Consider the following 23,905-nt stretch of genomic DNA (forward strand, 5'->3'; position numbering starts at 1 on the left):
CCGCTCACGATCTGGGAAACTGATCTGGTGCGCGTGGCATTGCTGGGGCCGACGACCGTGGAGGCCGACGACGGCACACCGGTCGACATCGGTGGAGCCCGCGTCCGCATGCTCCTCGCCCGGCTGGCACTCGACCCCGGCCGGCCGGTACCGACCACGACGTTGATCGACGACCTCTGGGGCGAGCAGCCGCCGTCGGACGCGCCGAACGCGCTGCAGTCGCTCGTGTCGCGGCTGCGCAAGGTCTGTCCCGTGTCGCTGGAACCCGGCGGCTACCGGCTGGGCATCGCGACCGAGGACGTCGACGTCTTCCGGTTCGAACGGCTGCGCGCGGCCGGACGGCTGGACGAGGCCCTGGAGCTCTGGCGCGGCGAGGCGCTCGCCGACGTCCGCGAGGCACCGTTCGCCGAGGTGGCGGCGACGAGGCTCGACGAGACACGGCTGGCCGCGGAGGAGGACCGGTTCCGCACCGGCGAGCTGGACGTCGCCGCGCTCACCGCGATGCACGAGAAGCACCCGTTGCGGGAACGCCTGGCGGGACTGCTGATGCGGGCGTTGTGCGCGCAGGGCAGGCAGTCCGACGCGTTGCACGTCTACGCAGAGGTCCGCGGGCGGCTCGCCGACGAGCTGGGCGTCGACCCGTCGCAGGAGCTGCAGGACGTCCACCTCGCGGCTTTGCGCGGCGAACTGGGTCCACGGCCCGTCGTCGACCGGTTGCCGGTGCGGCTCACCAGCTTCGTGGGCAGGGACGACGAGCTCGCCGAGATCGCGGGACTGCTCGGGCAGGCGCGGCTCGTGACGCTGGTCGGGCCGGGCGGCGCGGGCAAGACGCGGCTGGCCACCGAGGCCGCGGCACGGCATCCGTTGCACGCCAAGGGACGCGTGTGGTTCGCGGCGCTCGCCGGTGTGCGGGCGGCCGAGGACCTCGCCGGTGCGGTGCTCGGCGCGTTCGAGCTGAGCTTCGGCGGCGACCCGATGCGGCGGACGAACGAGGGCATGAACCGGATCGCCGAGGTGCTCGGTGCCGGCGAGTCGTTGCTGGTGCTGGACAACTGCGAGCACCTGATCACCGCGGCCGCCGAGTTCACCGGCGAGCTGCTGCGGCGCGTGCCCAACCTGCGCGTGCTCGCGACCAGCAGGGAACCGCTCGCGATCGACGGCGAGTCGCTGTGCCCGATCGGGCCGCTCTCCGTCCCCGACGGGCAGGCCGACGTGTCGGGGTTCGGCGCGGTGCGGTTGTTCCTGGACCGGGCGAGCGCGGTGAAGCCGGGGTTCCGGCTCGACGAGTCCACTGTGGACGATGTGAGGCAGATCTGCCGCCGCCTGGACGGCATGCCGCTCGCGCTGGAGCTCGCGGCCGCGCGGTTGCGGTCGATGACGGTCCGGCAGATCACCCAGCGGCTCGACGACAGGTTCCGGCTGCTGACCTCGGGAAGCCGTACGGCGCTCCCCCGCCAGCGCACGCTGCGCGCCGTCGTCGAGTGGAGCTGGGACCTGCTGAGCGAGGAGGAGCTCCGGCTCGCCAGGAGGCTCGCGGTGTTCCCCGGCGGCGCCGACCTCGACGCGATCGAGCAGGTCTGCCTGCCGGACGCGCTGTACGTGCTCACGTCACTGGTCGAGAAGTCCATCGTGGACGTGGTCGAGCACGAGGCCGAGCCGCGGTACCGGATGCTGGAGACGATCCGGGTCTACGCGGCCGAACAGCTGGAGTCCTCCGGAGAGAAGGACGAGATCGTCGGCCGGTTCCGGCGGTACTACCGGGAGCTGACCGCCCGGTGGGAGCCGCTCACGCGCACCGCCAGGCAGATCGAGGCGATCAACGTCTACGAGGCGGAGCAGGACAACGTCGTGGCGGCGTTGCGCGGCGCGATCGACGACCGCGAGGTCGAGCTGGCGGCGGACCTGCTCGGTGGCACGTTCTGGTACTGGCTGGTCAAGGGCGACAACGAGCGCGCGGAGTCGTCGGTGCGCGACGTGCTCGCCCTCGGTGACGCACTGCCGCCGGACCTCACCGCCACGTTCCGGGCGATGCAGCTGATCATGGCCGCGGCGCCGGGGCAGGCGGACAAGGCCGAGGCGGCGCAGGTCATCGACGACTGCGTGACCAGCGGCGCCGCGCAGAAGCACCCGTCGCTCGCCATCGCGCTGCCCATGCTCGCGTTCCTCAGCCAGAACCGGGACCTGGCGCGCCGCGAGGTGCAGCGGGCGTCGGCGAGCGAGGACCCGTGGGCGCGCGCGGGTGCGGATTGGGCGTTGAGCTTCATGCTGGTCGACGCGGGCGATTTCGAGGGCGCCGAGGTGGCCCGTGACCGCGCGTACGAGCAGTTCGTGGCGATCGGCGACCGGTGGGGTTCGGCGATGACGCTCGGCATGAAGGCCACGTTCGTCTCGCACACCGGCGACAACGAGGGCGCGATCGCCCTGTACGAACGGGGTCTCGAGGTGGCGTTGGAGCTGCGGTCGCAGGACGACGCCGTGCAGCAGCGGTGGCGGCTCGCGGTCGAGTACGCGCGGCTGGGCGACCACGCGGCCGCCGAGCGCGAGGTGGCGGCGGCCGAGCAGTACGTCCGCGACATCGGCAACGACCAGATGTCGATCATTGTCGACTACGCGAAGGCCGAGGTGCGGCTGCGCGCGGGTGACGTCGCACGGGCACGTGAGCTGAGCGAGGCGATCAAGCAGAGGGACACGACCTCGATCGTGTTCGGCTCGTTCGTCACGGAGTGGTCGGCCGTGCTCGACGCGCGCATCGCGATCGCGGAGGGCAGGCCCGACGAGGCGGAGGCGCGGGTGGCCACGGCCGTCGGCGCGACGTCCGACCGCAGCGACATACCGGACCTGTCCGCGGTGGTGGAGCTGTTCGCGCACGTCCGGTACGCGCAGGGCCGTCGCCGCGAGGCGTTGAGGATGCTCGGGCTGGCCCAGGTGATCCGCGGCCGCCTCGACCTCGGTGACCCCGACGTGCGGCAGATGGTCGCCGAACTCGGCGAGCCGGAACCGCTGGGGATCACCAGGGACGAGGCGCTGCGGGAAGTGCGTGCGGAAGCGGGCATCAGCGACAGCTGACACCCGCTCCCCTCAGACCCGCTTGCGGTAGGCCCAGGTGGCCAGCGGGAAGAACACCGCGACCGCGGCGGCCATCCAGATCAGCGAGCCGGTCAGCGGTCCGGCGATCACACCGCCGTTGAGCAGGCCGCGCAACGCGTCCGACAGCAGGCTCACCGGGCTGATGTCCGCCCACGCCTTCAGCCAGCCCGGCATCGTCGAGGTGCCGACGAAGACGTTGCTGCCGAACGTCAGCGGCATGATCAGCACGAACATCAGGCCCTGCACGGCCTGCGGCGTCTTGAGCAGCATGCCCACGAACACCGACGCCCAGCAGAAGCACAACCCGAACACGATCGCGAGGCCGGCCGCGATCAGCAGCTCCACCGGACCGGTCTGCACCCGGAAGCCCATGATCGTGGCGACGATCAGCAGCACGACGATGCAGACGACGTACCGCACGACGTCCGCGAGCACCGCCCCGATCAGCGGTGCCGACCGGGCGATCGGCATCGAGCGGAACCTGTCGAACACGCCCTTGGAGACGTCCGTGTTGAGCTGCACGCCCGCGGTCATGCTGGCCTGCAGGATGTTCATGACCATGATTCCTGGCACGAGCATCTGCAGGTACGCGTCGGTGTTCCCGGCGAGCGCCCCACCGAACAGGTAGGTGAACATCACCAGGAAGACGATCGGCGCGATCGTCACGTCCGCGAGCTGCTCGGGGTTCTTGCGGATCTTGAGGATGCCCCGCCACGCCAGCGTGAGCCCGTGGCGCGTTCCCCTGTCCAACGCGATCGTGCTCATGCCGGGCTCCCCTCGGTCTGCTTGCCGGTCAGCGCGAGGAAGACCTCGTCGAGCGACGGCAGGCGCAACGCCAGCTCGTCCGCGGTGACGCCGGCCTCGTCGAGCTTGCGGACCAGCGTGGACAGCAGCACCGGGTCGTTGACCGGCGCCGTGAGCAGTCCCGTGTCGTCGTCCCGCGTCGGCCGGACCCCGGTGAGGTCGCCGAGGATCCGTTGCACGACGTCGAGGTCGCGCAACGACGTCGGCCGCACCTGCAACGTCTGCCCGCCGACGCGCCGCTTCAGCTCGTCGGGCCGTCCCTCGGCCACCACGCGACCGTGGTCGAACACCGTGATCGTGTCCGCGAGCTGGTCGGCCTCCTCCAGGTACTGCGTGGTGAGCAGGACCGTCACTCCGTTCGCGACGAGCTTGCGGACCACGGCCCACACCTCGTTGCGCGCGTGCGGGTCCAGCCCGGTGGTCGGCTCGTCCAGGTAGAGCACGGACGGGTTGCCGACCAGGCTGGCCGCGAGGTCGAGCCGCCGGCGCATACCTCCCGAATACGTCTTGGCGGCTCGCCCCGCGGCGTCGGTGAGCTCGAACTGCTCCAGCAGCTCGGCCGCCCTCGCCCGCGCCCCCGTGCGCGAGTGGTCCAGCAGCCGCGCCAGCAACACGAGGTTCTCCGTGCCCGAGAGGTCCTCGTCGACCGACGCGTACTGCCCGGTCAGCCCGATCAGCGACCGGACCGCCCCGGGGTCGCGCACCACGTCGTGCCCGTGGACCGTGGCGCGCCCCGCGTCCGGGCGCAGCAACGTGGCCAGCACCCGCACCGCCGTGGTCTTGCCCGCGCCGTTCGGCCCGAGCACCCCCACGACCTTCCCCTCCGGCACCTCGAGGTCGACGCCGTCGAGCGCCTTGGTCTCCCCGTAGTGCTTGACCAGGCCTTCTGCCCTGATCGCCAGCGACATCGTTGCATCCTCCCTGTGTCGCCGACACTGTGCGCCGAGCCGCTGGCAGCACGCGCACAGCGGGCTGACAGCCGCTGGCAACGCCCCGGTTGAACCCAAATGGCCCATAACGGCGAGCATCTGCGGCACGATCTCAGTGGGTGAGAGAGCGGAGCCGCGCGTGAGCGATGAGGACGACCGGGAACTGACCTGGACGCGTCTGCGGACGGGACACCTTCGAGAACTGGTCGCGGTGCGCGGGGCCGAGGAGGACTACATCGCGCTGGTCAGAGCGGTGCTCGCCGCCGGTGCCCCGCTCGACGAGGCCTACGAGCTGCTGCGTGAGGCCGAGCAGCGGCACCAGCGGTCGGTGACCGTGCTGGAGCACCTGGCGATGATCACCGCGCAGACCGGCAGGGACGCCGAGCTCGACCGCGTGATCCGCACGCTGGAGGGCATCGACCCCACGTCACGGGTGCTGCGGATCTTCGACGAGGTGACGCCGGAGTCCGGGCGCGAGTGGGCCGAGAACGCCGACGCCACGCAGCGCCGGCTCCTCGACGCCGCGGGATCGGAGGACGAGCAGGAGGCCGAGGCCGCCGTGCGCGAGCTGGCGCAGTGGGCGCGGTCGTTCCCGGCGAACTCGACCTACGCGGTCAACCACGGGTTCGGGCTGGTCATGCGCGGCCGGTACGACGAGGCGCGCCAGGTCGCCCGCGACACGCGCGGTATCGAGGACGGCAGCTTCGCGGACGCGTTCAACCTCGGGCAGATCCTGTGCATGACGGACGCCCGCGAGGAAGGCCTGGAGCTGTTGAGGGAGGCGGCCCGGCGCGCTGCTTCCGACGACGAACGCGAGATCGTCGCCGAGGCGCTCGCGCAGGCGGGTGACCGATGACGGACGACCTCGTCGAATCGCTGCTCGCCTCGGAGTCCGTGGCTGCCGCCGTCGAACTGGCCAGGCGGTCGCGCATCCGGCCGCGGGAGCTGGCCGGGACGCTCTTCTCGTACGCGGAGAGGATGCGACCGGATCGGCCCGCGACGGCCGCCGCCGCGTCGTTCCTCGCGGACGTCGTGGGCTCGCTGGAGGTGGCCAACGCCTGGGTCGCGCAGGACCACCTCTCGGACGAGGCGAACGAGCTGCTCACTCGGGCGAGCCTCGCCGGGGGCTGGCCGGGGGCGTTGCGGGTGCTGCGCGGGCACCGGCACGTCTTCGACCACGACATGATGATGTCGGTGGTGTTCTGGCACTCCGGGTTCGCCCAGCAGGGCGTGCCACCGGAGGCGAACGGTGCGGCGGTCGTGATCACGCTCGGCGCGCTGCTGGGCGGCAAGTCGTCGGCCCTGGCCCACATGGCGTGGGCTCGGGCCTGCGAGAACACCTCGCTCGCGCACGCGGAGTTCCACTTCCTGCGGGCGCAGGAGCTCGCGGCCGTCCACGGTGACGACGTCGACCGGCACGCCACGGCGAGCGCCCTCGACTCGTTCCGCGACCGCTTCGGCGTCCCTCGCGAACGCGCCGACCCGATCCCGGACGCGCCCCTGACCATCGGCATGATCCCCGTCAACGAGAGCAACGCGGCATCGCTGCGGGACTCCGGCCGGTACCTGGAGGCGCTCGCACTGCTCGACCGCACCATCCCGTTCGCGGTGGAGGCAGGCGCGACGGCCAACGCGATGCGCATGCTCAACGACCGCGGCCTGCTGCACGACGATCTCGGCAACTACGCCCTGGCCAGCGAGAACTTCACCGAGTCCGCCCGCCTCGCCGGCCTGCTGAAGGACGAGGGACGACGGTTCGAGGCGCGCAACAACGCCGCCGCGAGCTACCTCAAACGCGGACAGCCGTTGCAGGCGGTTCCGTTGTTCCGCGGCATTCTGCGCGAGCAGGACGCGGCGGGCGTGTGGCCTCGACGCATGGCCGCGCGCAACAACCTGGCGACCACCTACGCGTCGTTGGGCGACCACGAGCGTGCGCGCGATTTGTACGCAGAGGTCGTCACGATGATGGGTGACCTCTACAGCCCGTCGTTGTGGATCGCGCTGACGGGTCTGGCCGCGGCCTACGACAGCCTCGGGCAGACCGAGGAGCTGCGCGCGGTGGGCGAGCGCATGTGGCGGGGCTGGACCGAACGCCAGGACGTGCAGGCGTTGCAGGCGTACCTGAACTCCGCGGCGCGCGACCTCACGAACCCCGAGGTGCGGGACGTCGCCGAGCAGATGTGGGCGGCGCTGGTGCGGCAGGGCGACGTCTTCCAGGGTGCCGCCCTCACCGTCGCGCTGTCCCGCGAGGACGCCCCGGAGCTCGCGTTGCAGCGTCTCGACGCGTTCCTCAACGCCTTCGAGGCGGAACGGTCGGCGGTCCCTTCGTGCATCTCGGCCGAGCTGGAGGCCGCGAAGATCGAGGCCGAGGTGCTCGACCGCGGCGACGCGGCGCTGACCCGCCTGTACACCGCGATCGGACGCGTCGAGCAACGGCTGGGCCAGATCGAGCAGCCCTACGACCGCGACTGGGTGCTCGACCAGACCCGGCCGCTCTACCTGCGGCTCTTCGAGCTGCTGCTCGCCGGGCCGACGTTCGTCGAGGAGGCGCTCCAGGTCCACGAGGCGAGCCGGCCCGCGACGCTCACCGCCGCCGACGGGCTCGCCGGACGTGTCGCGAGTGCTCAGGACGTGCTCCGCGTGCTCTCCCCCGACGTCGCCGTCATCTCGTTCGCCGAGACCGGGTCCGCGGTCAGCGCGTTCGTCCTCACCGGGCAGGTGCGGTGGGTTCCGCTGGACGTGACGCCCGCGCAGCTCGGCGAGGCGGCCATGGAGATCAGCGTCGCGTTCAACGGCGCCGTGTCCGGGCTGGCGCGGCGCAGGCCGTTGGCGGTGCGCAACCTCGGCAAGGTGGATCTCTGCAACGCCGAACGGGTGCTGTCGGCGTTGGGAAAGGTCCTCTCTCTCGTGGACGGCGCACAGACCGTGTGCGTCATTCCCAGCGCGGGCATGGAAGGTCTGCCGTTGGCCGCCATGCGCGCGCCGTCCGGCAAACGGCTCGTGGAGATGGCAGGTGTCGTGCACCAGTCCAGCCTCACGGCGTTCGTGACGACGGCGGTCTCCGATCCACCCCGTGTGCCGCGCACGGTGTTCGTCGCGGGTGTGGCCGACGCCGAGACCGACACACCCGAGCACTTCGAGGCCGACGCCGAGGTCTTCACCCGTGGCGAGGTCACCGTCGTCACCGGCGAGCGGGCCACTCCGGACGCGGTGGTCGCCGGGATCCGGGAGGCCGACATCGCCCACGTGTCGTGCCACGGCTTCGTGGACACCCGTGACCCGTTCGGGTCCGGGCTGCTGCTGAGCGATGGCACGCGACGGCCGTCGAGCCGCCATCACCTCGTGCCGGTGTTCGAGCGCGCGGCGTTCGAACTGACCGTGCGAGATCTCGCGCGCGAGCAACTGCGCACAGAACTACTGACACTTCGCGCGTGTTCGACCGCACGGCGGTCCGCGGTGTCTGCCAAGGAAGAACTCGGCACGCTGACCCGCGTGTTGCAGGCGGCGGGGTGCCGCACGGTCGTGAGCACGTTGTGGAACGTGGACCAACGTTCGTCGCTGGCGTTGTTCGCCCGCTTCTACGAGCTGTACCTGAACGAGGGACTTCCCGCGTGTCAGGCCATGGCGCGCGCCCAGCGCGAGATGATCGACAGCGGGCAGCACGTCTACCACTGGGCCCCGTTCGTCGTTTCCGGTGATTGGAGAACATCCCGATGAGTGCGGAGCAGATCGCGCGGCTGAGCGATCACCAGCGTGAGCGCCTGCTGCAGGAGGTGCTGGAGAAGCTGCTCGACAGCGGGATCGAGCTGCCGGTCGACGACGAGGAGTCGGCACGCGAGCTGCTGGCCGCGTTCCTCAGCCAGGAGGGCGGCGCCGTGCACAGCGACGACGTGCTGCGGCCGTCGGTGCCGTTGGAGACCTACGTCCGGGACGTGCTGGCGTTGCTGGCCGACGACGAGGAGACCGCCGGCGTGGTCTCGGAGGCGGTGGACGAGCTGCCGGAAGAGACCCAGATGTTCGTCGACCCGATCACCGCGGCGGTCGTGCTGGGGGCGCTGGTCGCGTTCCTGCAGACCAAGGTGGACTTCAAGATCTCGCGCAAGGACGGCAAGACGGAGTTCGAGTTCGCGGTGGCGAAGAAGGCGACGTCGGACCGGCTGGTCACCAGGGTGATCGAGGCGGTCAGGAACGTCACAGTGCAGTAGCCATCCGGCGGACGGCCTCGGTGAGGATCTCGGGCGAGGTGCCGATGTTCAGCCGCACGTGACCATCGCCACCGGAGCCGAAGTCCTTCCCCGACATCAGGGCGACCTTGCCGCGGTCGAGGAACACCGCGGCCGGGTCGTCGAGCCCCAGCCGTCGGCAGTCGAGCCACGCGAGGAAGGTCGACTCGGACGGCTCGTACCCGATCTCGGGCAGGTGCTCGGCGAGCAGGGTCGCGAGCAGCTCCCGGTTGTCGCCGAGGCCGGACAACACCGCGTCGAGCCAGTCGGCGCCCTCGCGGAACGCCGCCGTGTGCGCGATGGCACCGAAGTGGCTGGGGCCGTGGCTGACCTCCTCCGGCAGCCGGGAGAGCTCGTCGGTCGCGGCGAGGGCGACAGCGCACTTCAGGCCCGCGAGGTTCCAGCCCTTCGACGCGGACATCAGCGACAGGCCGTTCGGGTCGACGCTGAGGTACGGCACGAACTCGGCGCTCGCGGCGACGAGCGGCGCGTGGATCTCGTCGGCGATGACGCGAACGCCGCAAGACTGCGCCAGTCGCGCCACGGCAGCCAGTTCGTCGGCGGTGTGGACCGTGCCGGTCGGGTTGTGCGGGTTGCACAGCAGGAACACCGGCCGGTCCGCCCTGATGTGCCGGAACGTCCGCTCCAGCACCTCGAGGTCGAGGCGTCCACCCGTCAGCGGCGCTTCCACGACCGCCCGGCCCATGCCGCGCACGAACATGTAGAACGGCGGGTACACGGGCGGGGTGACGATCACCGGATCGCCCGGCCCCGACACGAGTTTGATCAGCTCGACGGCCCCGAGCATCACATCGGGCACCATCGCGGTGTTCTCGACCGCGACGTCCCAGCCCCAGCGCTTCTTCGCGAACTCCGCGAGCGCCTCGGCGTAGGCGGTGCCCGCCGGGTAGCCGGTGTCGCCTCGGTGCACCGCGTCGATGATCGCCCGCGCGACCGGTTCGGCGGGGTCGACGTCCATCTCGGCCACCCAGAGCGGCAGGACGTCCTCGGGGTACAGGCGCCACTTCACGCTCGTGCGCCCGCGCAGGCGTTCGAGCGGAACCTGGGTCAGCGGGTTCGGAGTGCTCACCATGATTCCCAAGGTAGGTCACGACTGCGCGCGGTCCAACACACAAGAGGGGCCTCACCGAGCGGTGAGGCCCCTCCTGGAAAACACCCGTCAGGCGAACGGCGACTTGTCGATGCCGCACGTCTTCTGGGCCGGCAGGACACCCGTGAACAGGTAGTCCCGCTTCGCCTTCTCCGCGCACGCGCTGTGCACGAACATGGTGGTGTGGCCGTAGCCCTCGACCGTCAGGAACCCGGTCCTGGCCATCTCCGCCGCACCGTCGCGAGCACCGTGCAACGGCGTCGACGGGTCGAACCTGCTGTTGATGAACAGGACCGGCGCCGACGTCCAGCGGTTCCACGGACCCGTGTAGCGGTCGTCGTCACGAGCCTGCCAGAACGCGCAGGCCATCATGTCGAACACCACGGCACGGCCCCAGTACGGAACGCGCTGGTCCTCGCTCTTGCCGTACTTCGAGTACACCGCCGGGTCGCGCGGGAAGTCGCTGTCCGAGCACTGGATCGCGTTGAACGCCTCGAACCGGTTGGTGATGTAGTCGGCCGACGCCGCACGCAGCGTCTTCGGCGCCTCCCAGATCCCCTGGAGGATCCGGGCGGTGTCCTGCCACGTCTCGGGCTGCGCCAACGCGTCCCACACCGTGCTGATCAGCGCCACGCGGTCGAACGTGCCGTCCGGCGTGGTGACGGGCGACGCCGCCACCTTGGCCACCAGGTCCGCCCACTTCTGCTTCAGGTCGCCACCGGCGAACGCGCACTTCGCGCCCGGTGCCGCACAGAGCTTCAGGAACTGGTCGAACGTCTCCGCGACCCCGCGCGGCACGTCCTGGCGGGTGTCCAGCGGCACGGTCGTGCCCTGGTCACCGTGGCCGGTGGCGTTGCCGACGAAGTCCAGCGCGCCGTCGAACGCGAGCGCGCGAACCTTGTCCGGGAACATGTTCGCGTAGATCGCGCCGAGGTGCGTGCCGTAGGAGATGCCGTGGTACGTCAGCTTCTTGTCGCCGACGGCCTTGCGCAGCAGGTCCAGATCCCGTGCCGTGTTCGCGGACGAGACGTGGTCCAGCAGGTCGCCGGACTTCGCCTCGCAGCGGCGCACGAACTCCCGGTAGGAGTCGTAGAACGCCGGTTCCTGCGCCGCGGTGTCCGGGTAGACCGGAATGGCGTTGAGGAACGACTGCTGCTCCTCGACGCTGTCGAAGCAGCGGACGGTCGCCGAACGACCGATTCCCCGCTGGTCCCACGACACGACGTCGAACCGCGCCCGCAGCTCGGGCGAGAACAGCCACTCCCACTTGCCGCGCCCGCGCAGCCTGTCCACACCGGACGCACCGGGACCGCCGAAGTTGACGAACAGCGAGCCGATCTTCTTGGACGGATCGGTCGCGGGCAGCCTGATCAGCGCGAGGTCGATCTTCGTGCCGTTGGGCTGGTCGTAGTCGAGCGGAACCTTGGCGGTGGAGCACTGGAACCCGTCCTGACAGTCCTGCCAGGACAAAACGGGCGTTTGTGCTTCTTCCGCCGCAACGGCCGCCGGTGCCAATCCGATCAGCAGGGCGGCCGTCACCAAAACAGATTTCATGTAGCTCCCCAGGTATGACCTCTCGATCATCGAGACGCGAGGGGTGCCTGGCGGGTTGCATTCAACTCAGCGCATGTGTGGCGGTCGCTCCTCCGTCCACTGCGAACTCGGCGCCCGTGCAGTAGCCGCTCTCGTCACTGGCCAGGAAGAGCACGACGTTCGCGACGTCGTCCGGCTGCCCGATCCGGCGCAACGCGACCTTCTTGCCGGCCGGTGACACGTCGATCTCCCGTCCCAGCGCCTCGCTCACCATCGGGGTGTTGATCGCGCCGGGGTGCACGGAGTTCACGCGGATGCCGTGCTGCCCGAGCTCCATCGCGGCGACCTTCGTCATGCCGCGGATCGCGAACTTCGACGCCGTGTACGCGACGAGGTAAGGCATTCCGCCCATGCCCTCGACGGACGAGACGTTCACGATCGAGCCGCCGCCCGCGCGCGTCATCGACTCGACCACCGCGCGCATGCCGAGGAACGTGCCGACCTGGTTGATGCCGATCACCCGCTGGTAGTCCGCGAGTGTGGTGTCCGCCAACGCCGAGAAGTGCAGGATGCCCGCGTTGTTCACGAGCACTGTGATGTCACCGAACGTCTGCACGGTGAACGCGACTGCGTCGGCCCAGCCCTCCTCCGACGACACGTCGAGGTGGCAGTACTCGGCGCCCAGTTCGGCGGCGAGCTCCTTGCCCTGGTCGTCGAGGACGTCGGTGATCATCACCCGCGCGCCCTCGGCGACGAACCGGCGCGCCGCGGCCGCGCCCTGACCCCGCGCCGCGCCGGTGATCAGGGCGACCTTCCCGTCGAGCCGCATCTACATCATCTCGTCGGTGAGCGGCATCATCACGGTCTTCAGCTCGGTGTACGCCTCGTAGGCGCTCTGGCCGCCCTCGCGGCCCAGACCGGACTGCTTGTACCCGCCGAACGGCACGTGCGGCTCAAGCTGGAACCCGTTGATGCCGACCATGCCGACCCGCAACCTCTTGGACACGCGGAACGCCCGGCGGACGTCGTTGGTGTAGACACCGGCGCCCAGGCCGTACTCGGTGTCGTTGGCGAGGCGGATGGCTTCTTCTTCGTCGTCGAACGGCACGACGGTGAGCACCGGGCCGAAGATCTCGTCACGGGCGATCGCCATGTCGTTGCTGGCGTCGGCGAAGATCGTCGGTGCGACGAAGTTGCCGGACGCGAGGTCGCCTTCGAGCCGGGTGCCACCGGTGACCAGCCGTGCGCCGTCCTCCTGGCCGCGTTCGATGTAGCCGAGCACGCGCTCGAGCTGCTTCTGGTTGATCAGCGGGCTGGCGAGCACGGCGGGGTCGAACGGGTCGCCGAACGTCACCGCGGTCGCGAGCATCTGTGCCATGCCCACGAACTCGTCCTGAACGTCCCGCTGGACCAGTGCCCGCGTGTGCGCGACGCAGGCCTGCCCGGACAGGCCCATGGTGACCATGCCCATGCAGGTCATCGCGGCGAGGCCGACGTTCGGCGCGTCCGCGAACACGAGTGCGGGCGATTTCCCGCCCAGTTCCAGGGAAACGCGCTTCATCGTGCCGGCTGAGGCCTCGACGATCCGGCGGCCGACCACGCGGCTGCCGGTGAAGCTGATCTTGTCGACGGCGGGGTGGGTGATCAGCGCTTCACCGGTCGGGTCGCCGGGACCGGTGACGAGGTTGATCACGCCCTCCGGCAGTCCGGCCTCGATCAGCAGCTCGACCATGCGGATCACGCAGAACGACGCGTACTCCGACGGCTTCACCACGACCGTGCAACCGGCCGCGAGCGCGGGGGCGATCTTCTGCGCGAACAGCACGAACGGCGCGTTCCACGGCAGGATCGCCGCGACCACGCCGACCGGCTCGCGGAACGTCATCGCCAGGTGGTCACCGCCCTGGTACGGAGGCAGGGTCTGGCCGCCGACCTTGTCGATCCAGCCGGCGTGGTGGTCGAAGATGTCCGCGGCGATGCCCACCGAGGTGGCGTAGATCTGGCCGAACGACAGCGGTACGCCGTTGTCCAGCGCCTGCAGTCCGCGCAGTTCGTCCGAGTGCTCCCGCAGCAGGTCGCTGTACCTGCGCAGCACCCTGATGCGGTCGGTGGCCTTCGACCGGCCCCACGTGCCCTCGTCGAACGCCTTGCGCGCGGCGAGAACGGCGGCGTCGACGTCCTTGGCCGACGCGACGGCGAAGCTGCCGATCTCCTCGCCGGTCGCGGGGTGGTGGTGGGTCCAGGTCTCGTCCGTCTCGCGGAACTCGCCGCCGATGAGGAGCCGGCCGTCCTTCAGGCCCAGCGTCTCGCGATGCGGTTGGACGGTGAGCGTCACAGCTCCTCCTACAGAGACATCGTTTCGGTACAGGCGAAGGTCTTCTGCGGATCGCGGTCGGCGAAGTAGCCGTCGAGATCGGTGAACGCGCCGAACTTCTGCTCGACCGTGGGCGGGGCCATCAACGCGACCATGCCGCCGTGCACGACGAACACCTGGCCGTTGATCCGGTCGCCGGACGGTCCCGCCAGGTGCGCCACGAACTTCGCGACGTGCTCGGGCGCCAGCGAGTCGTCACCTTCGGGTGCGTCACCGAACACGTGCGCGGTCATGCCCGTGCGTGCGCGGGGGCAGATCGCGTTGGCGCGGACGCCGTAGCGACTCGTGCCACGTGCGGTCGCGACCGTCAGCGCCGCGATGCCCGCCTTGGCCGCGGCGTAGTTCGCCTGACCTTCCGACCCCAGCAGGAACGCTTCGGACGAGGTGTTCACGATCCGGCCGTAGACAGGTTCACCCGCCGCCTTCGACTGCTGCTTCCACAGCGCGACCGCGTTGCGCGACAACAGGAAGTGGCCGCGCAGGTGGACCCGCACGACCAGGTCCCACTCCTCGTCGGACATGTTGAACAGCATGCGGTCGCGCAGCACGCCGGCGTTGTTCACGACGACGTGCAGCCCGCCGAACTGCTCGACGGCGGCCTCGACGAGAGCGTCCGCCGTGCTGCGCTCCCCCACGTCCCCCTCGACCACGACGCACTTGGCGCCGAGCTCCTCGATCTCGGCCGCAGCGGCCTCGGCCGAGCCCGGCAGGTCGTTGAGGACGATGCAGGCACCGGCTCTCGCGAGTTCCAGCGCCTCCGCCCTGCCCAGTCCGGCACCCGCGCCGGTGACGACGGCGACCTTCCCCGAAAGGTCCACAAAAGACTCCTAGTCGAAGAGAATGACCTGGCGGATCAGGGATCCACCGCCGCGCAACGCCTGCAGGCCCTCGTTGACGTCCTCCAGCCTGATCCTCTTGCTGATCATGCCTTCGAGGTCCAGACGCCCCTGCCGCCACAGCGCGATCATGCGCGGCACGTCCCGGCGGAAGTTCGCCGTTCCGTAGAACGACCCGTGCAACGTCTTGTCGTGCAGGAAGAGCTCCTGCGCGCTGAACGAGACCATCGCGTCCGCCCGGCCCGCGCCGACGACGACGGTGTGGCCACCGCGCCGGGTGAGGTCCCACGCCTGGCGGATCGTGGCGGGGATGCCGACGACGTCGAACACGTAGTCGAAGCCCATGCCGCCGTTGAGCTGGTTGTTGAGGTCCGCGACGCCGTCGGGAACGGTCGCGTGCGTGGCGCCGAACCGTTGGGCCACCTCGTGCTTCTCGGTGACCGGGTCGACCGCGACGATCTTCGCAGCGGCAGCCAGCCGCGCGCCCTGGATCACCGCGATGCCGACACCACCGCAGCCGATCACGGCGACGCTGGACCCCGGTTCGACCTTCGCGGTGTTGAGCACGGCGCCGACACCGGTGAGGATTCCGCACGACAGCAGCGCCGCGATCTCCCACGGCACGTCGTCGTCGACCTTCATGGCGGCGTCGGCCGGCACGACCATCTCCTCGGCGAACGCGCCCAGGCCCGCGTAACCGAAGGCGGGGTTGCCACCGACGACGAACCGCGGTGACGTGAACGCCGAGATGGTGTGCACGAGACAGAGATGCGCCTGGCCCGTCACGCACTGGGCGCACTTCCCGCACGGCGGCACGAAGGTGATCGCCACGTGGTCGCCGACCGCGAGCGACGTCACGGCGCTCCCGATCTCGACGACCTCACCGGCGCCCTCGTGGCCGATGACGCCGGGTGCCAGCGCCGGCAGCGTTCCGTCCATGGCGGACAGATCGCTGTGGCACACCCCGCACGCCCTGATCTTGATCTTGACTTCCTGAGGCCCCGGCGCGGTTGTCGTCACGTCGTCGCGGAGCTCGAGCTTGTCGTCGCCTACCTGGTTGAGCACGGCAGCCTTCACCGGTATCACTCCTCGCTGAGCTCACAACCCGGGACTCGTCGGACAGTAGAATCTGTTCCTGTTCTTGACAAGGCCCATCAGCGTGAGAGCCGGAGTGCGCCCATCGGGCACGACGCGACGGCACGTTCGGCGAGCGGGATCTCGTCCTCCGTCAGCTCACCATCCCGGATCTGCAGAACCTCATCGTCGTCGAGGTCGAACACCTCAGGCAGGATTGACATGCACTCCCCGTGCGCCTCACACAGCGCGGGGTCGACGTCGACCTTCATCGCGGCCTCCTGACAGCAAGTAGAACTTGTTCTAGAGTAGCGGTCATGCGCATCGGTTTCACGCCCGAACAGGAGCGGTTGCGCCAGGAGTTGCGGGCGTACTTCGCCGCGCTCATGACGCCGGAACGACGAGCCGGGCTCTCCGGTGGCGGTGACTACGGCGACGCCGAGGTCTACAAGGACACCGTCCGACAGATGGGGCGCGACGGCTGGCTGACCATCGGCTGGCCAGAGGAGTACGGCGGCCGCAACCGGCCGATGATCGAGCAGCTGATCTTCCTCGACGAGGCCTCCGCGGCCGGTGCGCCCGTGCCGTTCCTGACGCTGAACTCGATCGGGCCGACCATCATGGCGTTCGGCACGCCCGAGCAAAAGGCGTTCTACCTGCCGAAGATCGCTGCTGGCGAGATCCACTTCGCCATCGGCTACTCGGAACCGGAGGCGGGCACCGACCTCGCCGGGCTGCGCACGCGGGCCGTCCGCGACGGCTCAGACTACGTGATCAACGGCCAGAAGATGTGGACCAGCCTCATCCAGTACGCGGACTACGTCTGGCTGGCCTGCCGCACCGACCAGGAGTCGCAGCGGCACAGGGGTTTGAGCATCATCATCGTGCCGACCACCGACCCGGGCTTCTCCTGGACGCCTGTGCCGACGATGTCCGGCCCGACGACCAGCGCCACCTTCTACGACAACGTGCGCGTGCCCGTGTCGAACCTCATCGGCGAGGAGCACAAGGGCTGGAAGCTCATCACCAACCAGCTCAACCACGAACGCGTCGCCCTCTGCTCCGCCGCGCCGTTGCAGACCGCACTGCGCAAGGTTCGTCAATGGGCGCACGAAACCGGTGCCACCAAGCACGAGTGGGTGCGTCTGCACCTGGCCCGCGTGCACGCCAAGACCGAGTTCCTCAAGCTCGTCAACTGGCGCATCGCCTCCGGTGGCGACGAGGCGCCGTCTCCCGCGGAAGCCTCCGCCACCAAGGTGTTCGGCACGGAGTTCGCGACCGAGGGCTACCGGCTGTTGATGGAGGTGCTGGGCGCCAACGGGATGGTGCGCGCGGGCTCACCGGGAGCGTTGCTGCACGGCCGGGTCGAACGCATGCACCGCTCGTCGCTGATCCTGACGTTCGGCGGCGGCACCAACGAGATCCAGCGGGACATCATCGCGCGGGTGGGCCTCGGACTGCCCGCCGTGCCTCGGTAAGGAGATTTCCGTGGACTTCACGTTGACCGAGGCGCAGCGCGAGCTGGCCGCGCTGACCCGCAAGATCCTCGACTCGTCCGACACTCCGTGGGCCGACCTGGTCAAGTCGGGTGTGGTGCCGGAGGACCCCGCCGAGTTCGGTGTGCTGGAGCGGTGTTCGGTGCTGGTGGAGCTCGGGCGCGCGGTCGCCACCGTGCCCTACCTGCCGACGACGGTGGCCGCGTCCGCGCTGGCCGAGTTCGGCACTGAGAGACAACGTTCCCGCTGGCTGACGCCCGGAACCGTGCTGTCCGTGGCACTCGTGGACGACGGCGGAGCGAAGACCACCGTGCCGTCCGCCTCCACGGCGGAGGCTTTCCTGGTGTCGCAGGGCGCAGAGGTGTTCCTCGTCGAGGCCGGTGCGCTCGACATCACCGCACAGGAGCTCGTCGACGGCGACGCGGGGTGGTTCGAGTACTCCGGTGGTGGAGAGCTCGTGCCCGGTCTCACGCCTGACTGGCTGATCACGCGCTACACCCTGGGACTGTGTGCTTTCCAGCTCGGCGTCACCGAACGCGCGCTGGAACTGACGGCGGAGTACGCGCGGACCCGCGTGCAGTTCGACCGGCCGATCGGCAGCTTCCAGGCCGTGGCGCAACGGCTGGCCGACGCCTACATCGACGTGGCGGCGATCCGCCTGACGCTCTGGCAGGCCGCCTGGCGCCTCTCCGAAGGACTCGACGCCACCGAGGAAGTCGCAACGGCGAAGTTCTGGGCCGCCGACGCCGGGCACCGCGTGGCCCACACGGCCGTGCACGTCCACGGCGGCACTGGCATCGACATGAGCCACGACGTGCACCGGTACTTCACCGCGGCCAAGCGCACCGAGTTCGAGCTGGGCGGGGCCACCGCCCAGCTCCTGAAACTCAGCGCAGCGCTGACTTTGACGTGATGAACGGCGCTTTTGTCCACCTGAGGTGGACAAAAGCGCCGTTCATCGTCCTGGTGCCGCGGTCAACGGTTCAGATCGGTCAGCCTCTTCACCGTCTGGTCGAACTCCGCCAGCAGGTCCGTCATCACCTCGGCGACCGGCCGCACCTCGTTCATCCGCCCGACGACCTGCCCGACCGGCATCGACACCACGGACGGGTCGTCGGAGCGGGCGATGCGCAGGTGGGCCTCGCTGACCAGCAGGTTCTGCAACGGCATCGGCAGCGGTTCCGGTGCCTCGGCGGACGCCCACGCCTCGGTCCAGCGCGTCTTCAGCAGCCGCGCCGGTTTGCCGGTGTAGATGCGGGTGCGGACGGTGTCGCTGGAACCGGCGGCCAGCAGCGCCTCCTGGGTGCTCGAGTTGCCCAGCTCGTACTCGGCCGTGGTGAGCCAGTACGAGCCCATCCACACCCCGGAGGCGCCCAGTGCCATCGCCGCCGCTGCTTGCCTGCCGGAGCCGATGCCTCCCGCGGCGAGCACCGGCACGTCGACGGCGTCGACGATCTCCGGCACCAGCACCATCGTGGCGACCTCGCCCGTGTGGCCGCCCGCCTCGTAGCCCTGGGCCACCACGATGTCGACGCCGTTGGCCACGTGTCGGCGCGCGTGCTCGGCCTTGCCGGCCAGGGCCGCCACCGGGACTCCGGCCGCGTGCACCCGTTCGATGACGTCGGTGGGCGGTGAGCCCAGGGCGTTGGCGATCAGGCGGATCGGGTGTTCCAGGGCGACGTCCACGTGCGAGCGCGCGACCGAGTGCAGCCAGCCCAGCACACCCTCGCCGCCCTCGCCGTCCGGCAGTGGCGGGACACCGAGCTTGAGCAGGGTCTGCTGCACGAAGTCCTTGTGGCTCTGCGGGATCAGGCCGGCGAGGTCGATCTGCGTGCCCTCGGTCGGGACCTTCGCGGGCATGACGATGTCGACGCCGTAGGGCTTGCCGTCGGTGTTCTCGTCCATCCACGTCAACGCGCGGTCGAGGTCCTCCGCGTCGTTGAACCGCACGCACCCGAGCACCCCGAGGCCGCCGGCCCTGCTGATCGCCGCCGCCACGTGCTCGGACGGCGTGAAGCCGAAGACGGGGTGCTCGATGCCGAGCTCGTCACACAGGCTGGTGCGCATGGTCCTCCACGTGGCGCTTGGCCCACTGGTAGTCGGGTTTGCCGCTCGGGGTGCGGCCGATCTCGTCGACCAGCCAGAGCGACCGCGGAACCTTGTAGCCCGCGAGCGTCTCGCGCACGTGAGCGTCCAGTTCGGACAGTGTCGGCGTCGCGCCTTCGCGCGGGTGCACGATGGCGCCGACGCGCTGGCCGAGCAGGTCGTCCGGGATGCCGATGACGAGCGCGTCGAAGACGTCGGGGTGCGACTTCAGCGCCGCCTCGACCTCTTCAGGGAACACCTTCTCGCCGCCGGTGTTGACGCACGTGTTGCCGCGGCCGAGCAACGTGATGTCGCCGTCCTCCTCGAACCGGGCGTAGTCGCCGGGCACCGTGAACCGCCTGCCGTCGACCTCGACGAACATCCGCGCGGTCTTCTCGGGGTCCTTGTAGTAGCCGAGGGGGATGTGCCCGCCGCGCGCCAGCTTGCCGATGATACCGGGCACGGGCTCGAGTTTGTTGCCGTCCTCGTCGATGACGATGGTGTCCTCGTTGAGCTTCACCTTGGTGCCGTCGGTCTTCACGATCTCCTTGGGCACCGCGCCGATGCCGGTGGACCCGGTCTCGCTCGACCCGATCGACTCCAGCAACGTCGTGTGCGGCAGGTGTTCCTGGTACTGCTTCTTGACCGTGTAGGAGAACAACGCGGCGCTGCTGTTGATGATGAACAACGACGAGCCGTCGTACTCGCCGCGCTGGAACTCCTCGATCAACGGCCGGCCCATGGCGTCACCGGTGATCGCGGCGACCTGAACCTTTTCCCGTTCGATCACCCGCCAGATCTCGGCCGGGTCGAACTTCGGCACGAGCACCACCGTGCTGCCGCAGAACAACGCGCCCAGCACGGCCCACTGCGCGGCGCCGTGGATCAGCGGCGGCAGGCACAGCCGCACCAGGCCGTAGTCCTTGCCGCCCTTCGCCTGCTGCCACTCGTCGGTGAGCCGTTCGCCGGTCACGAAGTCGATGCCGCCGCCGAGCGTGCGCCACACGTCCTCGTGCCGCCACATCACACCCTTGGGCATGCCGGTCGTGCCACCGGTGAAGAGGATGTAGAGGTCGTCGGGACTGCGTGGCGCGAAGTCGCGTTCGTCGGACTCCTCGGCCAGCGCGGTCTCGTAGTCGGCGCCGGTGAACTCCTCGCCCGACCCGTCGTCGATCACGACGGTGTGGCCGGGAGCGCCGACCTCGGCGACCAGTGGCGCGTACTGCCGTTCGTGGATGAGCGCGACCAGGTCGGACTCGCCGAACAAGTACTGCAACTCGTTCTTGGTGTAGCGGTAGTTCACGTTGATGACCACCGCGCGCAGCTTGTAGACCGCGAGCATGGCCTCGACGAGCTCGATCGAGTTGCGCGCGTAGAGCCCGACGTGCGCACCCTGTGTCACGCCGTTCTTTGCCAGGTGGTGAGCCAGTTTGTTGGCTCGTGACTCGAGCTCGGCGTAGGTGACCCTCTTGGACCCGCACACGAGCGCGGTCCGGTCGGGCACGGTGTCGACGGCGTGTTCAACGAGGTCTGCGACGTTGAGGGCCATGGTAGGCAAAGTAGAACGTGTTACTGTTCTGGACAATCCCCCGTGCGGTCAGACTCGATCCAGGAGGCGCTCGAATGACGACCACGACGGAACCCCACGCGCTGGTGGACCTGGTCGGCAACGTCCTGGTCGTCACGATGAACCGGCCGGAGGTCCGCAACGCGTTGTCCGGGCCGATGATGGCGATCATGCGCGAGGCCTGGGACCGCGTCGACTCCGATCCGGACGTGCGGGTCTGCATCCTCACCGGCGCGGGTGGATCGTTCTGCGCGGGCGCCGACCTGAAGGCCATGACGTCCAACCACCCCAGCGAGTCCGCGGGCAAGTTCGACTTCTCGGTCATCGAACCGCTGCTGAAAGGTCGTCGGTTGACGAAACCGTTGATCGCGGCGGTGGAAGGCCCCGCGGTGGCGGGCGGCACGGAAATCCTTCAGGCGACCGACATCCGGGTGGCCGGCGAGAGCGCGCGGTTCGGCGTGTCCGAGGCGCGGTGGGGACTGTTCCCGCTCGGCGGGTCCGCGGTGCGGCTGCCGCGGCAGATCCCGTACACGGTGGCGGCGGACCTGTTGCTGACCGGGCGGCACATCAGGGCCGCGGAGGCCAAGGAGATCGGGCTGATCGGGCACGTGGTGCCGGACGGCCAGGCGCTGGCCAAGGCGATGGAGCTGGCGGAGCTCATCACCGCCAACGGACCGCTGGCCGTGCAGGCGATCCTGCGGACGATGCGGGAGACCGAGGCGATGCACGAGAACGAGGCGTTCACAGTGGACGCCCGGCTCGGCATGGAGGTCTTCCGCAGCGAGGACGCCAAGGAGGGTCCCCGAGCGTTCGCCGACAAGCGCAAGCCGGAGTTCAAGGGACGCTAGTCGCGCGACACGCCACTGGCGTTCGATTGGTTTCGATTATGCGTTCGACGCTGTTCGACGACCGCTGACCACAGTGGACTGGACAGCGCTTTCACGTTGCTCCGAACGGGCATGTACGTACAACGCCGCACCACATAGGGTGATGCCGATCATGCGAACCGGCCGGTAATTCTCGGGGGAACACCGCCGGATGAATTGTCTTTGGCGCGCATTGGTGCGACTGCGAGGAGCAAACGTCGAATGAACATCGACACGGCGTTGAAAGAAGCGATGACCATTTCCGGTGCGGTGGGAGCCGCACTCGTCGACTTCGAGAGCGGGATGTCTCTCGGTTCGATCGGCGGCGGTGACTGGCTGGACCTCGAGATTGCCGCGGCCGGCAACACCGAGGTCGTGCGGGCGAAGCAGCGGGTGGTCTCGTCGCTCAAGCTGAACGACGAGATCGAGGACATCCTGATCACCCTGGGGCGTCAGTACCACCTGATCCGCCTGCTGAAGGCGAACAGCCGGAGCACCTCCACGTTGTTCCTGTACCTCGTCCTGGACCGGGAACGGTCCAACCTCGCGCTCGCGAGGCACGGCCTCAAGGCCATCGAAGCCGGCCTGATCGTGTGAACGAGGTGACCGCCAGAGGATCGGCGGAGTCCGGTGTGCTGCCCATGCGCAAGCGCGGTTCGGCGTTGTCGGCCGGGCTCGCGGTGGCGCCGCCGCTGGACGACGCCGGCAAGAAGACGGTGACCGAGGCGCTGCGGGAGATCCACGGCCACATCGATCCCGTCACGATCAACGGGGTGCTGGCCGCGACGCGGGACGGCCTGGTGCTGTGCGCACTCACCCGCGACATCGAGAACGAGAGCGTCGCCGCGATGGCCGCAGCGGCGGCCGGGCTCGCGTCCCAGTTCATCGCGCGGGCCAAGGTCGGCGACCCGCGCGTGGTGTTCTTCGAGGGCGACTCCGGTCAGGTCGGCGTGTTCTCCGTGGACACCGACACCCTGCTGGTGGTGTTCAGCAAACCGAACACCACCATGGGCATGTTCAACGTCGCGGCCAAGCAGGCGTTGGCCTTGCTGCAGGAGGCGATCGCCGGACAGCGGTGATCGGTTGCGACTCCGTGCGTCGAACGTGCGCACGGGGTCGCGGTCCGGCGAACTCGTTCGTGCCCGTAACACCTGCTGGCGGTCCGGCGATCTGCCACGTATGTCCGAGGAAGACCAGTCGGTCGGCAACGACGTCGACGGCGTCGTGAACGGCACGTCGTTCCAGGCCGGGTCGGTCGGCGGCGACGTCTACGTGAACACTCCTGGCAAGCACTTGTGGCGCAGGCGTTCGAGCTACCTGGCCGTGCTGGCGGGAGCCGTCGTGGGCGCGGGCGTGCTGGCCGTGGTGACACTGGTGGCACCGGACGAGCAGGCGGCGGGGACACCTGCCGCCGCCTCCGCACCGCCGGAGACACCAACAACGTCGTCACCGGCCTCCGCGTCGGGCTCGCCCGCGCCGCCGACGGTGGCCGGTGCCGCTCGGCCGGCACCGCCAGGCTCAACGTCGCACCCCACGGCCAAAACCGCGGACACGTCTGCTTCCGCGACCACGACCGTCGTCACCAGCGGGCCACCACCCGCGGCCACCGGCGTGCGGTTCAGCGGCGAACTGCGATTCGGCAGCTACCACCTGGACCTCGCGCAACCACGCGACGTGCCCGGCACGAACGTCTGGCCGCTCGCCCCGGACCGCCTGCACGGCGACGACGGCTACTGGCTCGCGGAGTGGCTCGGCGACGGCGTGCCCGGCCAGGCCGAGTGCGTCGCCGAGCTCGGGAAGCGGGCGACGAGGGACGCGGAGAACCTGATCGCCGGCAGCAGGGTGTGCGGGAAGACCCCTGCCGGCCGGACGTTCCTCGTCGACGTCACCGTGCTGGACGGCTCCGCGATCACCGGCCAC

The 23,905-nt window shown here is 69.6% G+C and carries 20 protein-coding genes and 1 pseudogene; 10 read left to right on the forward strand and 11 right to left on the reverse strand.

Annotated features, from left to right (window positions below; translation table 11 throughout):
• Window positions 1-27 precede the first annotated feature (27 nt).
• Window positions 28-3,066: a BTAD domain-containing putative transcriptional regulator gene (locus ACFOWZ_RS15455; protein WP_382372918.1), complete on the forward strand. Its 3,039-nt coding sequence runs from the start codon at window positions 28-30 to the stop codon at window positions 3,064-3,066.
• 12 nt (window positions 3,067-3,078) lie between these two features.
• Here ACFOWZ_RS15455 and ACFOWZ_RS15460 read toward each other — a convergent pair whose 3' ends face one another.
• Together ACFOWZ_RS15460 and ACFOWZ_RS15465 are read right to left on the reverse strand one after the other, a co-directional pair.
• Window positions 3,079-3,852: an ABC transporter permease gene (locus tag ACFOWZ_RS15460; RefSeq protein WP_382372920.1), complete on the reverse strand. Its 774-nt coding sequence runs from the start codon at window positions 3,850-3,852 to the stop codon at window positions 3,079-3,081.
• The gene (locus ACFOWZ_RS15465; protein ID WP_382372922.1) at window positions 3,849-4,799 is read right to left on the reverse strand and encodes an ATP-binding cassette domain-containing protein; all 951 of its coding nucleotides are present in this window, start codon (window positions 4,797-4,799) and stop codon (window positions 3,849-3,851) included. Before ACFOWZ_RS15465 ends, ACFOWZ_RS15460 begins: the two co-directional genes overlap by 4 nt.
• Before the next feature lie 160 nt (window positions 4,800-4,959).
• Here ACFOWZ_RS15465 and ACFOWZ_RS15470 point away from each other — a divergent pair, with 160 nt between their 5' ends.
• Genes ACFOWZ_RS15470 through ACFOWZ_RS15480 form a run of 3 tightly spaced genes read left to right on the forward strand, consistent with a single transcriptional unit; the run spans window position 4,960 to window position 9,025 of the window.
• Window positions 4,960-5,676 carry a hypothetical protein gene (locus ACFOWZ_RS15470; protein ID WP_382372924.1) on the forward strand — a complete coding sequence of 239 codons (717 nt, stop codon included), beginning with the start codon at window positions 4,960-4,962 and terminating at the stop codon, window positions 5,674-5,676.
• Window positions 5,673-8,537 carry a CHAT domain-containing protein gene (locus tag ACFOWZ_RS15475; protein WP_382372926.1) on the forward strand — a complete coding sequence of 955 codons (2,865 nt, stop codon included), beginning with the start codon at window positions 5,673-5,675 and terminating at the stop codon, window positions 8,535-8,537. The genes ACFOWZ_RS15470 and ACFOWZ_RS15475 overlap by 4 nt, the downstream gene beginning before the upstream one ends.
• Window positions 8,534-9,025 (forward strand): hypothetical protein, encoded by a 492-nt coding sequence (locus tag ACFOWZ_RS15480; RefSeq protein WP_382372928.1) that lies wholly within the window; start codon window positions 8,534-8,536, stop codon window positions 9,023-9,025. Before ACFOWZ_RS15475 ends, ACFOWZ_RS15480 begins: the two co-directional genes overlap by 4 nt.
• On the opposite strand, the gene ACFOWZ_RS15485 is transcribed toward ACFOWZ_RS15480, so the two are convergent.
• The 7 genes from ACFOWZ_RS15485 to ACFOWZ_RS15515 all read right to left on the reverse strand — a co-directional run bounded on the left by ACFOWZ_RS15485 (window position 9,012) and on the right by ACFOWZ_RS15515 (window position 16,243).
• A complete protein-coding gene (locus ACFOWZ_RS15485) occupies window positions 9,012-10,136 on the reverse strand; it encodes a MalY/PatB family protein (RefSeq protein ID WP_382372930.1) in 1,125 nt (374 codons plus the stop codon). The genes ACFOWZ_RS15480 and ACFOWZ_RS15485 overlap by 14 nt on opposite strands.
• Window positions 10,137-10,223: 87 nt before the next feature.
• The gene (locus tag ACFOWZ_RS15490) at window positions 10,224-11,708 is read right to left on the reverse strand and encodes an alpha/beta hydrolase (RefSeq protein WP_382372932.1); all 1,485 of its coding nucleotides are present in this window, start codon (window positions 11,706-11,708) and stop codon (window positions 10,224-10,226) included.
• A gap of 61 nt (window positions 11,709-11,769) precedes the next feature.
• Window positions 11,770-12,516, reverse strand: a complete 747-nt coding sequence (locus tag ACFOWZ_RS15495; RefSeq protein ID WP_382372934.1) for a glucose 1-dehydrogenase — start codon at window positions 12,514-12,516, stop codon at window positions 11,770-11,772.
• Window positions 12,517-14,022, reverse strand: coding sequence for an aldehyde dehydrogenase family protein (locus ACFOWZ_RS15500; protein WP_382372936.1), 1,506 nt, complete (start codon window positions 14,020-14,022; stop codon window positions 12,517-12,519).
• An 8-nt stretch (window positions 14,023-14,030) separates the two neighbouring features.
• Window positions 14,031-14,879, reverse strand: a complete 849-nt coding sequence (locus ACFOWZ_RS15505; RefSeq protein ID WP_382372938.1) for a 3-oxoacyl-ACP reductase — start codon at window positions 14,877-14,879, stop codon at window positions 14,031-14,033.
• A gap of 9 nt (window positions 14,880-14,888) precedes the next feature.
• The gene (locus ACFOWZ_RS15510) at window positions 14,889-15,974 is read right to left on the reverse strand and encodes a Zn-dependent alcohol dehydrogenase (RefSeq protein WP_382372940.1); all 1,086 of its coding nucleotides are present in this window, start codon (window positions 15,972-15,974) and stop codon (window positions 14,889-14,891) included.
• A gap of 77 nt (window positions 15,975-16,051) precedes the next feature.
• The gene (locus ACFOWZ_RS15515; protein WP_382372942.1) at window positions 16,052-16,243 is read right to left on the reverse strand and encodes a ferredoxin; all 192 of its coding nucleotides are present in this window, start codon (window positions 16,241-16,243) and stop codon (window positions 16,052-16,054) included.
• A 45-nt stretch (window positions 16,244-16,288) separates the two neighbouring features.
• On the opposite strand from ACFOWZ_RS15515, the gene ACFOWZ_RS15520 reads away from it, so the two are divergent.
• Together ACFOWZ_RS15520 and ACFOWZ_RS15525 are read left to right on the forward strand one after the other, a co-directional pair.
• Window positions 16,289-17,449: an acyl-CoA dehydrogenase family protein gene (locus ACFOWZ_RS15520; protein WP_382372944.1), complete on the forward strand. Its 1,161-nt coding sequence runs from the start codon at window positions 16,289-16,291 to the stop codon at window positions 17,447-17,449.
• A 10-nt stretch (window positions 17,450-17,459) separates the two neighbouring features.
• Entirely contained in the window at window positions 17,460-18,380 is a 921-nt protein-coding gene (locus ACFOWZ_RS15525; RefSeq protein ID WP_382372946.1) for an acyl-CoA dehydrogenase family protein, read from the forward strand.
• A gap of 62 nt (window positions 18,381-18,442) precedes the next feature.
• Here the strand turns inward: ACFOWZ_RS15525 and ACFOWZ_RS15530 are convergent, their stop codons facing one another.
• Window positions 18,443-19,534, reverse strand: a complete 1,092-nt coding sequence (locus tag ACFOWZ_RS15530; protein ID WP_382372948.1) for an NAD(P)H-dependent flavin oxidoreductase — start codon at window positions 19,532-19,534, stop codon at window positions 18,443-18,445.
• On the reverse strand, window positions 19,515-21,101 hold the full coding sequence (locus ACFOWZ_RS15535; RefSeq protein ID WP_382372950.1) for an acyl-CoA synthetase: 1,587 nt from the start codon (window positions 21,099-21,101) through the stop codon (window positions 19,515-19,517). The genes ACFOWZ_RS15530 and ACFOWZ_RS15535 overlap by 20 nt, the downstream gene beginning before the upstream one ends.
• A gap of 74 nt (window positions 21,102-21,175) precedes the next feature.
• Between ACFOWZ_RS15535 and ACFOWZ_RS15540 the strand changes: the two genes are divergently transcribed.
• The 4 genes and pseudogenes from ACFOWZ_RS15540 to ACFOWZ_RS15555 form a co-directional block, all read left to right on the forward strand.
• On the forward strand, window positions 21,176-21,967 hold the full coding sequence (locus ACFOWZ_RS15540; RefSeq protein ID WP_382372952.1) for a crotonase/enoyl-CoA hydratase family protein: 792 nt from the start codon (window positions 21,176-21,178) through the stop codon (window positions 21,965-21,967).
• Between the two features lie 240 nt (window positions 21,968-22,207).
• On the forward strand, window positions 22,208-22,582 hold the full coding sequence (locus ACFOWZ_RS15545; protein ID WP_030469745.1) for a hypothetical protein: 375 nt from the start codon (window positions 22,208-22,210) through the stop codon (window positions 22,580-22,582).
• A gap of 5 nt (window positions 22,583-22,587) precedes the next feature.
• Window positions 22,588-23,064 carry a roadblock/LC7 domain-containing protein gene (locus ACFOWZ_RS15550; protein ID WP_382372954.1) on the forward strand — a complete coding sequence of 159 codons (477 nt, stop codon included), beginning with the start codon at window positions 22,588-22,590 and terminating at the stop codon, window positions 23,062-23,064.
• A 100-nt stretch (window positions 23,065-23,164) separates the two neighbouring features.
• Window positions 23,165-23,905, forward strand: a pseudogene (locus ACFOWZ_RS15555) (hypothetical protein); the annotation flags it as partial.

The organism is Lentzea rhizosphaerae (assembly GCF_042649515.1).
Lineage (GTDB): Bacteria > Actinomycetota > Actinomycetes > Mycobacteriales > Pseudonocardiaceae > Lentzea > Lentzea aerocolonigenes.